Here is an 11,539-nt window from a genome sequence, read left to right as displayed (position 1 = left end):
CAATTACGCTTTACAGCATAACGCCACGGATTTTGAAGCGGAGAACGGCACGCCATTTCATATTTTTGAAAGTTACGGCCGTTTTCAGAAAGACAAAGAGGGCATTCCGTTTACCCAGTACCGGCTGGAAGCTTTGCGTGCTGACAGCAAATCAGGGCAAGCGGACAGCAATTGTATTCGACTAATGCCCGGCAGAATTTTTACACTAACCAACCACCCGATTGACACCATGAATGATCGCTGGCAAGTCATCTCTTCCCAACACATGGGGCATGTCCCCGCCGTTTTAGGCGATAACGGAACCGGCACCACTCTGAATTCACACACCCAGTTCATTCCAGGCCGCAACGATTGGCGTCCCCCATACCGCTATAAACCATTGGCCGATGGCGATGAAATTGCAACCGTTGTCGGGCCAGGCACTGAAGAAATTTACGTCAACAAAGATGGCGCGGTTCGCGTTCACTTTCACTGGAACCGTTATGACGCGCCTGACGACCAGGCTTCTTGCTGGGTGCGGGTTGCACAAGGGTGGAATGGCAACGGATTTGGTTTTCTGGCAACACCGCGAGTCGGTCAGGAAGTGATTATCTCCTATCTCAACGGCGATATTGACCGGCCTATTATTACCGGATGTACTTACAATGGCCTTAACCGCCCACCGCTGAATCTACCTGCGGAAAAGACGCGCACCACGTTCAGAACCAAAACACATAAAGGTAATGGCTTTAACGAATTACGTTTTGAGGATGAAAACGGCAGTGAAGAAGTATTTATTCATGCTCAACGGGATATGAATACGCTGATTCTGAATGATGAAACCCACAATATTGGGCATAACCGGACACATCATATTAAACATGATGCCCATTTACGCATTGATAATGAGTACCGCGTACAGACGGGAAATGACATTTCCCTATCTACGGGGCAGAAACTCCATATCAAGGCAGATGACGCCCTGTTAACTCAAAGCGGCAATGAAATTCACCTAAGTTCCGGCGCTAAAGTCGTGATTGATGCCGGCAGTGAACTGACCCTACAGGCCGCCGGGTACTTCCTTAAAATCGATGCGGGCGGTATTACCAGCAGTGCGAGCATTAACTTCGGCAGTGGATCACCCGGCAGCGGCTCAGGCTGGGGTGGCAAGCTACCGGATAGGCTGGATAAACTGAAACAAACCAGTGTCGTGCAGGCAGAAAAAGCCCTGACGACACCATTGAAAGAAATCTGTCTGACCTGTCTGATGAAAGCAGAATTGAATGGTACGGCAATGGTTATCAGGGGGCAGTCATGACACCAGAATTACAGAAAAAATGGAGTGAATACAGAGAAACACATCCCGAAATGAAATGGTATGCCTTAGTCAGCGGCCTACAGTATGAACGTCATTTTGCTGAGGAGATTAAGTATATCGCCGGCATGAATAATCCCCTGTTCCGGCAATACCCGGATGCCAAAATTGCGTTCGCGGGACCGTGGTTGTTTGATATGGCTTATGCGAAATCATGGGAAGAAAAGTTATCTGCGCTGGAAAAGGCTGCACCTTCGGTATCCTGGCTACACACCACGCTGTCTTTAGACAAACTGACTCGTCACCTTGAAAACTACCTGAATGTTGAGCTGGAAACGGGGGAAACGGCATTACTGCGTTTTCACGATCCCCGCATTTTGCATCAAATTCGGGATATTTTCAGCCCAGAGCAATTGTCGGCATTCACTGACGGTATTCATGAGTGGGTGTATTCTTTTGATAATAATGATCATTTCGTAAAAGGGGCCTAACGATGATAAAACTCAGCAAGGAGCAGGTCGCTAAATTTATTGATGCGGAAGATGAGGCTTATGTGACCCAGATCCGACAACGTATTCTGGCTGAACACAGTGAATTAGTCGAAAATGAAAGCGAACACAGCCTACACGAACGATTAAAGAAAGCTTATCTGGATTTGGTTGAGGTGGGGTTCAAGGATGAAGCATTGATCCGCTCTTATTTATATTTCGTTGCGTTTAACCGTGATTTTCACGGCTCGCCAGCAATCCAGAATATGTTGAACGCCGGGGATAGCCCGGAACAACAATACCGTGATTATTTGCGGGTTATGGATAATTTATTAAAAAGGAGAAATTAATATGCCATTACCACTCCTTGCGCCAGCGGCTCCCGCTCTTTTAGCTGCTGCTGAATGGACACTGGCTGCTTGTGCAGCGGGATTAGCCGCCGTTGGTGTGATGGAAAGCACCAAAGATAAAGAAGGTGAGCAAGACAAGGCAAAAGCGGATACAAAAACAATTGCTTCGTCCCGTACCAAATGTGAGAAATGTCCGGCTATTGGGAAAGTAATGATGGTTTGGGAAAAAACCACATCGTATTCAGAAATAACAATTGCTTATCAAACGAAAATTGCCGGGACGATATACAACCCTGAATTAAACATAATTGAAACTTGGTTATGCATGGATACAAATTTTGATGGTTGGAAACCTGCACAATGCTTATTTCTTGAGGCTAAGGCTAAGTATGATCAGTTCTTTGAAAATGGTAAACCCAAACCTTGGTGGAAATCGTCAGACTACTCAATGCAAAAACAAGGAAAAAGACAACAATGGGTGTGTACTTCATTAAACAGTACACCAAATTCTCATTGGCATTTTATGCAACATATAAGCTACGCCTATTATTTAGAGAAATTATCTATTTATTCCAATATTAAAGTATTTCATACTCCTTGTTAACCGAATAATTTCTAATAGGAAAAATTAATGACTATTTTATCTTTAGACATAGAAATATATACAGATTGGAAAAAGCCATTAACGCCAGACATTGCAGTTAATGATACCTATAAAATCGTAAAACAATTGGAAGATATCTTCTTTGGATACACTAAAATATGGTACTTAGGAGGAAATAGCCGCGAAGAAGCATTAACTCGGGTAGCTTTTGATGAGAGAGGAATAACAGACGAATGTATAAGCGACTTTAAAGAAAATTATACGGAAGAAGATCCTAAGGTTATATCAGGCGTCTGGGATGGAGGCGAGGATGGGCAAGCATGTTCAGTTAGTTACTTTAATTATCATGTTGAAAGACAAGGCCAAACAAAAATAGAGATTAATATATCCATTAAAGAAAAAGAGTTTCACTTTATTAAGTTGATTGATTTTATCAAGTTTCTGGTTTATAGCCATAATTCACCTTATATTATGGTAGAAACTGATAATTATAGAATAAAAAGAAAACAGGTCTTCCCAGATCGTTTAAGTGCCGGCTGGATGCTCTATTTACCAATAGAAATAGATCTGACTTTAGTTCCAATGGCAGAAGAGATAACACCTGTTTCTGATAAAAATGACAAAAAAGGCTCATTGATTATCACTACAAAAGATATCTTTGATATTGAAAACAAGAAACATATCAATAAAGCCAATGATATTGAAATCTGCTTGCGGGATCTACAAATACTACCATTGATGACAGAGTTATAAATATGACAAACAAAGCCGTAATACGATTAAACGATCTAACCGATCATGGTGGTAAAGTCATTACCGCCATTGATAATTACATGTATCAAGGCGTGCCTGTTGCCGCTAAAGGTGATTTAGTCAACTGCCCTAAGTGCAAAGGGGTTTTCCCTATTGTAGAAGGTAGCAATGACTTAAAGCATCAGGGAAAACCTATTGCATTGGAAGGTATGCAAACAGCCTGTGGCGCAAAACTGATTGCCAGTCAGAAAGATTTTCTCGCTTAATGAGACGACAATCATTTTGGCCTATTTAAGGCAACACTGACGCGCTGCGCTTGTCTTCTCCGTTTTACCGGGCTAATACATTAATCCGGTAAAATAGAGAGCCGAGAAAAATACCGTGATTATTTGCGAGTCATGGATCATTTATTGAAAAGGAGAAATTAACATGCCATTACCACTTCTTGCGCCAGCGGCCCCCGCTCTTTTAGCTGCGGCTGCATGGACACTGGCTGCTTGTGCAACAGGATTAGCCGCCGTTGGTGTGATGGAAAGCACCAAAGATAAAGAAGGTGAACAAGACAAGGCAAAAGCGGATACACAAACAATTGCTTCGTCCCGTACCGAATGTAAGAAATGTCCGGCAATTGGCAACGTTGCGATGGTTTGGGAAAAGACCACATCGTATTCAGAAATAACCATTGCCTACCAAACAAAAATTGCCGGGACGATATACAACCCTGAATTAAACCTAATTGAAACCTGGTTATGCATGGATACAAATTTCGATGGTTGGAAACCTGCACAATGCTTATTTCTTGAGGCCAAAGCTAAATATGATCAGTTTTTTAAGAATGGTGAACCAGATTGGATTTTTGGTGAGTTTAGAAAAACACCTACCAGCAAAACAGGGGCAGAAAGTACAATTTGGCAAGCAGAAAGACAAAATAGGGTATGCATAGGATTGAATAATATTCCAAAGTCTCATTGGCATTTTTTGCAGCCTATATCTTATGAATATTTTTCTGAAATGTTTGTTCCTTTTACTAACATTAAAACATTTCATACGCCAATGAGTTGATCAAAAGCCTATAACTATTGCTGAAAATTTCAAACAGGATTAATGATTATGAGTTTAATACATCCAAGAATAAAATTGTTTCACGACCTTAATGAGCCAATAACACCTGAATTGGCGTTAAGGGATGCATATCAGATAATGCAGAAAATAAATAATATTAGTAGTAACCCAAGTTATTGGCATTTACCAGGATATAGTTTAGAGGAAATAGAGGAAAATAATGTATTTACTGATACTGGTTTTACTGAATATGCTATAAGCCAGCTTACAGAAAATTATGATAAAGATGCAAAATATCTTATAGCTACTTTATTTGATATCCCAGGTGATATTGAACTTAAAAATAGAATTTTTTATCAAAGCAGTGATGTAATTTACAATAATAGACTAGGGAAAACAAATATATCTATTGATCTTAACTTAGTGAAAGAAAAATTTAAGATTCAAACTATTATAGAGTTTGTTAAAGCTTTAGCATCTACTCGTAATTCTCCAATCGTTATGACTGAAACACGAGGATATAGATTGAAAAAAAAGCAAGTATTTCCAGACCGAATAAGTGCAGGTTGGATGCTCTATTTACCAATAGAAATAGATCCGACTTTAGTTCCAATGGCAGAAGAAATAATATCTATTTCTGATAAAAATAACAAAAAAGGCTCATTGATTATTACGACAAAAGATATTTTTGATATTGAAAATCAAGATCATATCAATAAAGCCAATGATATTGAAATATGTTTACGGGATTTACAAATACTACCATTGATGACAGAGTTATAAATATGACAAACAGAGCCGTAATCCGATTAAACGACCTAACCGATCATGGTGGTCAAGTCATTACCGCCATTGATAATTACGTGTATCAAGGCGTACCTGTTGCCGCTAAAGGTGATTTAGTAAACTGCCCTAAGTGCAAAGGGGTTTTCCCTATTGTGGAAGGTAGTAATGACTTAAAGCATCAGGGAAAACCTGTCGCATTAGAAGGTATGCATACAGCATGTGGTGCAAAACTGATTGCCAGCCAGAAAGATTTTCTCGCTTAATGAGACAACAATCACTTTGGCCTATTTAAGACAACACTGACGCGCTGCGCTTGTCTTCTCCATTGTACCGGGCTAATACATTAATCCGGTAAAATGGAGAGCCGAGAAAAATACCGTGATTATTTGCGAGTCATGGATCATTTATTGAAAAGGAGAAATGGACATGCCATTACTACTTCTTGCGCCAGCGGCTCCCGCTCTTTTAACGGCGGCTGAATGGACACTGGCTGCTTGTGCAACAGGATTAGCCGCCGTTGGTGTGATGGAAAGCACCAAAGATAAAGAAGGTGAACAAGACAAGGCAAAAGCGGATACACAAACAATTGCTTCGTCCCGCACCGAATGTGAGAAATGTCCGGCAATTGGCAACGTTACAATGGTTTGGGAAAAGACCACATCGTATTCAGAAATAACCATTGCCTACCAAACAAAAATTGCCGGGACGATATACAACCCTGAATTAAACCTAATTGAAACCTGGTTATGCATGGATACAAATTTCGATGGTTGGAAACCTGCACAATGCTTATTTCTTGAGGCCAAAGCTAAATATGATCAATTTTTCAAAGATGGAGAACCTAATGACTTTTATAAAAATATAAAGTTAAAGGGAAAAATGTCTGGATATGACAGTATGATTAATCAGGCTAGGAGGCAGAACTTAGTGTGCGAGACATTAGATAATATTCCAAAATCCCATTGGCACTTTCTAGAACCAATATCTTATGAATACTTTCTTACGGCATTTTCTATGTTTCCTAACATTACGGTATTTAACACTAAACTTTAATCATTCTCACAAAAGGAGAATTAAAAATGTCAATGATCTTTTCAAGAATAAAATTATTCCATGACTTAAATGAGGCTTTAACTCCTGAAAATGCATTACTTGATTTATATCAAATTACATGCAAGATAAATAAGTTAACAACTAGAAAAAGTGGTTGGTATTTACCTGGTTATACTCAAGAAGAGAGATTAAAAAATAATGCATTTGATGAAAATGGACCTACTAAATATGCTATAGAAGATTTTAAAGAAACTTATGATGAAAACTCTGGATTTATTGTGAAATCATTATCTGATGGAGTAGATGAGAACAACAACAGTATTCTATATATGGGTGAAGATAAAATCCATGTTAATCCTGTTAGATTAGGTAAAACTAATATATCTATAAGCATCAATTTAGATAAAGATAAATTTAATTTTCAAGATATTATTGAGCTTTTAAAAAATTCAATATCGATTCGAAACTCTCCATTTATGTTAGTAGATACAAGAGGTTACTCGTTAAAACAAAAACAAGTTTTTCCAGATAGGGTTTACGCCGGTTGGATGCTCTACTTACCAATTGAAATAGATCCGACTTTAGTTCCAATGGCGGAAGAAATAATATCTATTTCTGATAAAAATAACAAAAAAGGCTCATTGATTATTACGACAAAAGATATTTTTGATATTGAAAATCAAGAACATATCAATAAAGCCAATGATATTGAAATCTGCTTGCGGGATCTACAAATATTACCTCTGATAACAGAGATATAAATATAACAAGCAAAGCAGCTATCCGATTAAAACGACCTCATACACTGAACCTTAAGCATTAAGCCTCTCGACAATACCCTCCAACGTATTGTCTTTATTGGATTTTCTTTGAGGCAACTTCAACGCGTTTTTGGAGAGATATTTCAGGGCCCAATCCAGATGGTGTTCTATTTCCGACCCGGCATGATGAATAATCGCGCCCAATATCGGCAACAACCAGACATCAACATTTTTGGCTGCCTTGAGAAAGGAGACTGAAGGCAAAAACCGTCTCGCCAGACTGCGCCGGACTATCAACGCCAGCAGACTTGCCCAGATGAGTCCTTCCGCTATCGCTTTCTGACCGGTCGCAAAGCCTGTCCGGTTGGTGTGGGATTTTAATTCCTTGAACAGCAGTTTGACCTGCCAGCGACAGCGATAGAGCGCCATGATGTCATCTGCGGTAAAGTCGGATGGCGGCAGGTTGGTGAGCCCAAAACAGAAGCGCTTTTCCTGCGCGAACCAACGCCGGATGATCCGAAATTCGAATCGGCCACGCCGACAGGTGAAATCCAGTACCTCATCGCGGTTATTTTTGCGGCTGATGTCCCTGAGTTTTTTGCCCGCCAGTGTCGGTAATTGTCGCCCCTGTCCATTGCGGGCACTGACAATCAGGGGATTAAGCGATTGGCTTCCCCGCACGATAAATGAATCACTGGACAAGGAAAGTTGTTCAAAGTACCCGAAATCCACATAACCGGCATCCGCCAGCAGCAATTTATTGCGTAAGGTATGGGGAGCTGGTAGATAAGCCCGCTCAGATGCCGTGTCTGCGGTCACCGTCATGGCGATGGGTGATTGGCTGAACAAAGACAGGGTCATATGGCACTCAACCGCTGCCTTCAATGGGCTGAAGCGGCAGGGGAAAACCCCCGCTAAATCGGGATGAACGTTGAATGAGCCGCCATCCTGCAAGAGGATATCGTCAAACTGCTCAAATTTTTTGGGTAAGGGCGGCAGAACGTTTTCAATCAATTGAACCATGGCGAATGTCACCAGTGTCTTCATAAAATCGGCGAAGGTGCTTTTACGCAACTGATTATGGAAGGGTTTATAGGCGACAGTGTGTTTTTCACTCAGGCACATGCCGTTAAACTGCCGGTGCAAGTCAGCGATGGAAGTGCAGTTTCCTTTGCTCAACGCGGCTATCAAACTGAGAACCAGAGACTGTGGCCCAATATTTCTGAACCGCTCCATAAAGCCACATCTGCGGGCCGTTTTTTCAAGAAAAGTGTCACTGAAGAATTGCATTAACTGAGGTTTTGTGGAGATAATTGTCATCGGCTTTATTCTCTGATCTCGGTATTTTGTTTGGCGACAATTATCAGATCATAAATAAAGCCTTTTTTCTATCTAAAATAACAGGTTGCCGCTAAAGATCCTGTTTATGAAGATGGCTTATTAAAGCCGAGTGGTTTTTTAGGAACATCAGGCGCGGAACTCATCGAGGCGCAGGCATCCTTGCCTATAGTGACGCCGGATAGATTTAAGCAAGCTCAAAATTCATCAAAATTAGTGTTGCAAAAACGAGGGTGACCATAGATTTAACCTTTCATATGGAAGAATAAAAAAATCCGCCTGTACTTAATATCATACAATTCCCTCGTCTTTATAATCCTTCTTACTAAGAAGAATAACCATCAAAAAATAATATATAGAAGGAACACAATGGATATCTATCAGGAAAGTATCAGATTTTTAGGTAACGGTGCCGATTTCGATGAAAATGGATTATTTCAATGTGAGTTATCATTCGATACTAATGACCATGGTGAGGCACTTTTCTTAACCATATTTAAGAATGAAACAACCATTAATTTACACATATCTCTGACCAGTCCAGTTGAATTACCAACGCCTCTTCCAGAAGCGATTGCAGTCGCGATCGGTGAACACGCGCTAGAACCTTTTAGAGGTGGCTTTGGTATTGGCTTAATGCCTGATAGCCGTAGATTAACGATTTATAAGATTATTTCTCTATCAAATAAGCCTCAAAATTATGTGCAAAACATCTTTCAGCAACTGTTAGAAAAAATGGAGCAATGGCACCATTTTATTGAACAAACGAATAACGCAGAAACGATCCCAGAAAAACTACCTGTCGGGATTTTTATTTAATCCCTGCAACGAACACCCCTATTTATAATATGAGGTTAATTTATGTCAACAATTCAAATTAATAGTCAGCACAGAGGTAGTTTAGACTTCGTGGATATTCAAAATATCAAAACCAATGCGAAAGAAGGTGATACGGTTAAGTTTGGCTCTGTATTTGGTAAAGAATACCGCGTTACTAAAAACAGTGATGGTGAAGTTAGCCTAAAACAAAAAGAGAATCGCAGCTTTTTTAACCGCTTCTTTAGCAATACAGATTCATCGAAAAACAGTGATTTAAAACTGAATCTGATGAACCAACAGCTGCACAAAAAAGAGAACAGCGGCAACGTTAAGGTCTTAACATTAACCTACAACCAGGCTAACCAAAAGATGCCGGAAGAGACTAAGAACTACTTCCAGAATCTGATCCAAAAAGGTGATTATGATGTGGTCTTGTTTGCTGAACAAGAGTCTAAATTGCTTGCTAACGACCTAGAACTCGATGGCATGAACCTCCTTAGCCAAAACAAAATGAAAGTAATGACCAAAGGTCTTGGTGAAGGTGTTAGTTATACTTCTATGTCTGTTTTTGCTAAAGATGGCGTCGATATTAACGTGAAAAAAGAGTCTGAGTATCGTCACGGTATCGGTGGACGATCCATGGCATTCTTCATGGGTATCACTGGTAACAAAGGGGGGGTGAAAACCGCTTTAGAGATCAATGGCCAAGCTTTAAACGTGATTTCCGCGCACTTGGATTCTAACAAAGAAGTAAAGCGTGAATTCGAAGGAAACAAGTTGATGGAGGGGATCAAACCGAATGAAGAGGTTCTGATCACCGGCGATCTCAATGAACGTGAGAAGCGTGTTGCTGAAGGCTCTGATGTGCTGTACGACCCAATTGCACACGATGATACGCATTTAGCAAAACATGGCTTTAAGTTCAAACCACTCGATAGCCATACTTACATGCAGCTTGATAAGCACACTGGCAATATTAAACAGAAAGAAGGTCGAGATCGCCCTGATTTCGGTGAGCTCGATAATACTGGTTTAACCAACAAAACGGGTAACTTACAGAACCATGAAACCAGTGTGATCACTGATGGATTTGTGAATGTCAGTGACCACAAACCAGTGCAGTCTACGTTTGAGGTAAGAAGTTTCTCTCAAAAACTCATAGAAAACGCGATGACTCAAAATGCTGGTGACTTCAAAAATGACGCGGCGTACCTAAAGCCTGGTACTGATCCAGCTAACGCGACGTTTGACGATGTCACTTCCGCTAACCAGGCACGTCTGGGTTTAGAAAGCTTAAGTCCCAATGAACAAGAGTTCGTAAAAGAGAACTTTTCGAGTTTTATTATCGGTAAAGATGCACTCTTCAGTCAGTTAACTAGCGGCTTTATGGAAGAGATGGGTCAACTTCACGCATCTGATCTTGTTAAAAACCCAGCTCAACTACAAACGCAGCAAATTGCATTGAGTGAAAAGTACGAACTTCTCAGTGATAAAGTGAATGCTGAATTTAATAAACAATTCGTTGCCAACCTCTAATAGCAATCTAACAATTGCTCTCTGTTAGATATTAAAAGCAAAGAGTGGTCAGTTTTTGAAAGGGCGTTTATCCCGAAAAAAGTATGCTAAATTGAAAAATTGGCATACTAATCAGCTCGAACATAACGAAGGCGATTCTACCTTAATCGGGTGATGCCTCCGATCGGTTGAAGCGGTATGATGGGTGCTTTTGAGACTCAGCACTTCATAGCATCCATCACCGTTCACTGTCCTCGTTGCCACTCCGACCGCGCATATCGCCACGGTAAGACCCCTGCCGGTCACGTTCGCTATCGTTGCCCAGCCTGTCCCCATGTTTTTCAGCTCACCTACACCTATGAAGCTCGCAAACCTGGCGTCAAAGAGAAGATTGTCGATATAGCGTTCAACGGCTCGGGTGTCCGTGACACCGCTCGTGTCCTCAAGATTGGCATTAACACCGTCCTGCACGCCTTAAAAAAATCGCACCAAGGCAAGTAACTACCGATTGGAATGAAGATTTTACGAGCAGCTTTGAGCGATAAAATTTCTATGAATAACATACATCAAACAGCAAATCATAACCACCCGCATAGCGGGTGGTTCAGACCGCTGACAAACCCCATTGAAAATAATGGGGTTTGTTCCTTTCATTACGAATCATAATACAACTCATTTTCCTCATTGACCCGATTCAATCGCCCGTCAGGGCGTTA

At 40.7% G+C, this 11,539-nt stretch carries 14 protein-coding genes and 1 pseudogene; 14 read left to right on the top strand and 1 reads right to left on the bottom strand.

The features are described from left to right. The 11 genes from tssI to ACGF49_RS23295 all read left to right on the top strand — a co-directional run. Positions 1 to 1,297 (top strand): type VI secretion system tip protein TssI/VgrG (gene tssI / locus ACGF49_RS23345; RefSeq protein ID WP_387493012.1); only part of this gene is annotated, 1,297 nt, incomplete at its 5' end. Then, on the top strand, positions 1,294 to 1,785 hold the full coding sequence (locus ACGF49_RS23340) for a DUF4123 domain-containing protein (protein WP_113041680.1): 492 nt from the start codon (positions 1,294 to 1,296) through the stop codon (positions 1,783 to 1,785). The genes tssI and ACGF49_RS23340, both read left to right, overlap by 4 nt. 2 nt (positions 1,786 to 1,787) lie before the next feature. Continuing rightward, a complete protein-coding gene (locus ACGF49_RS23335; protein WP_112894311.1) occupies positions 1,788 to 2,132 on the top strand; it encodes a hypothetical protein in 345 nt (114 codons plus the stop codon). 1 nt (position 2,133) lies between these two features. Next, positions 2,134 to 2,736 (top strand): restriction endonuclease fold toxin 5 domain-containing protein, encoded by a 603-nt coding sequence (locus ACGF49_RS23330; protein WP_113041681.1) that lies wholly within the window; start codon positions 2,134 to 2,136, stop codon positions 2,734 to 2,736. 27 nt (positions 2,737 to 2,763) lie between these two features. Further along, the gene (locus tag ACGF49_RS23325; protein ID WP_113041682.1) at positions 2,764 to 3,489 is read left to right on the top strand and encodes an immunity 52 family protein; all 726 of its coding nucleotides are present in this window, start codon (positions 2,764 to 2,766) and stop codon (positions 3,487 to 3,489) included. Between the two features lie 2 nt (positions 3,490 to 3,491). Beyond that, on the top strand, positions 3,492 to 3,755 hold the full coding sequence (locus ACGF49_RS23320) for a PAAR domain-containing protein (RefSeq protein WP_113041683.1): 264 nt from the start codon (positions 3,492 to 3,494) through the stop codon (positions 3,753 to 3,755). A gap of 163 nt (positions 3,756 to 3,918) precedes the next feature. After that, complete coding sequence (locus tag ACGF49_RS23315; RefSeq protein ID WP_113041684.1) at positions 3,919 to 4,551, top strand: restriction endonuclease fold toxin 5 domain-containing protein; 633 nt, start codon at positions 3,919 to 3,921, stop codon at positions 4,549 to 4,551. A gap of 48 nt (positions 4,552 to 4,599) precedes the next feature. Further along, positions 4,600 to 5,334 (top strand): immunity 52 family protein, encoded by a 735-nt coding sequence (locus ACGF49_RS23310; protein WP_113041685.1) that lies wholly within the window; start codon positions 4,600 to 4,602, stop codon positions 5,332 to 5,334. 2 nt (positions 5,335 to 5,336) lie between these two features. Further along, entirely contained in the window at positions 5,337 to 5,600 is a 264-nt protein-coding gene (locus tag ACGF49_RS23305; protein WP_113041686.1) for a PAAR domain-containing protein, read from the top strand. A gap of 163 nt (positions 5,601 to 5,763) precedes the next feature. Then, entirely contained in the window at positions 5,764 to 6,390 is a 627-nt protein-coding gene (locus ACGF49_RS23300) for a restriction endonuclease fold toxin 5 domain-containing protein (RefSeq protein ID WP_113041687.1), read from the top strand. A gap of 26 nt (positions 6,391 to 6,416) precedes the next feature. After that, entirely contained in the window at positions 6,417 to 7,151 is a 735-nt protein-coding gene (locus tag ACGF49_RS23295; RefSeq protein WP_011148684.1) for an immunity 52 family protein, read from the top strand. A gap of 51 nt (positions 7,152 to 7,202) precedes the next feature. Here the strand turns inward: ACGF49_RS23295 and ACGF49_RS23290 are convergent, their stop codons facing one another. Beyond that, positions 7,203 to 8,471, bottom strand: coding sequence for an IS4 family transposase (locus ACGF49_RS23290; protein WP_113041689.1), 1,269 nt, complete (start codon positions 8,469 to 8,471; stop codon positions 7,203 to 7,205). A 387-nt stretch (positions 8,472 to 8,858) separates the two neighbouring features. On the opposite strand from ACGF49_RS23290, the gene ati1 reads away from it, so the two are divergent. The 3 genes and pseudogenes from ati1 to ACGF49_RS23275 all read left to right on the top strand — a co-directional run. Beyond that, complete coding sequence (ati1, locus tag ACGF49_RS23285; protein ID WP_011148685.1) at positions 8,859 to 9,308, top strand: Ati1 family type III secretion system chaperone; 450 nt, start codon at positions 8,859 to 8,861, stop codon at positions 9,306 to 9,308. 42 nt (positions 9,309 to 9,350) lie between these two features. Further along, the gene (locus tag ACGF49_RS23280; protein WP_113041690.1) at positions 9,351 to 10,844 is read left to right on the top strand and encodes a VPA0450 family T3SS effector inositol phosphatase; all 1,494 of its coding nucleotides are present in this window, start codon (positions 9,351 to 9,353) and stop codon (positions 10,842 to 10,844) included. Positions 10,845 to 11,024: 180 nt separating this feature from the next. Next, positions 11,025 to 11,318, top strand: a pseudogene (locus ACGF49_RS23275) (IS1-like element transposase); the annotation flags it as partial. Positions 11,319 to 11,539: the final 221 nt, after the last annotated feature.

The sequence above is a fragment of the Photorhabdus sp. RM96S genome, from assembly GCF_042879335.1.
In the GTDB taxonomy this organism is placed as follows: domain Bacteria; phylum Pseudomonadota; class Gammaproteobacteria; order Enterobacterales; family Enterobacteriaceae; genus Photorhabdus; species Photorhabdus kayaii.
This window is presented reverse-complemented; position numbering and strand designations above follow the sequence as displayed.

Bases quoted from the DNA above. Each gene is read 5' to 3' on its own strand.
- ACGF49_RS23340 (WP_113041680.1), top strand. From the start codon at position 1,294: ATGACACCAGAATTACAGAAAAAATGGAGTGAATACAGAGAAACACAT.
- ACGF49_RS23335 (WP_112894311.1), top strand. From the start codon at position 1,788: ATGATAAAACTCAGCAAGGAGCAGGTCGCTAAATTTATTGATGCGGAA.
- ACGF49_RS23330 (WP_113041681.1), top strand. From the start codon at position 2,134: ATGCCATTACCACTCCTTGCGCCAGCGGCTCCCGCTCTTTTAGCTGCT.
- ACGF49_RS23325 (WP_113041682.1), top strand. From the start codon at position 2,764: ATGACTATTTTATCTTTAGACATAGAAATATATACAGATTGGAAAAAG.
- ACGF49_RS23320 (WP_113041683.1), top strand. From the start codon at position 3,492: ATGACAAACAAAGCCGTAATACGATTAAACGATCTAACCGATCATGGT.
- ACGF49_RS23315 (WP_113041684.1), top strand. From the start codon at position 3,919: ATGCCATTACCACTTCTTGCGCCAGCGGCCCCCGCTCTTTTAGCTGCG.
- ACGF49_RS23310 (WP_113041685.1), top strand. From the start codon at position 4,600: ATGAGTTTAATACATCCAAGAATAAAATTGTTTCACGACCTTAATGAG.
- ACGF49_RS23305 (WP_113041686.1), top strand. From the start codon at position 5,337: ATGACAAACAGAGCCGTAATCCGATTAAACGACCTAACCGATCATGGT.
- ACGF49_RS23300 (WP_113041687.1), top strand. From the start codon at position 5,764: ATGCCATTACTACTTCTTGCGCCAGCGGCTCCCGCTCTTTTAACGGCG.
- ACGF49_RS23295 (WP_011148684.1), top strand. From the start codon at position 6,417: ATGTCAATGATCTTTTCAAGAATAAAATTATTCCATGACTTAAATGAG.
- ACGF49_RS23290 (WP_113041689.1), bottom strand. From the start codon at position 8,471: ATGACAATTATCTCCACAAAACCTCAGTTAATGCAATTCTTCAGTGAC.
- ati1 (WP_011148685.1), top strand. From the start codon at position 8,859: ATGGATATCTATCAGGAAAGTATCAGATTTTTAGGTAACGGTGCCGAT.
- ACGF49_RS23280 (WP_113041690.1), top strand. From the start codon at position 9,351: ATGTCAACAATTCAAATTAATAGTCAGCACAGAGGTAGTTTAGACTTC.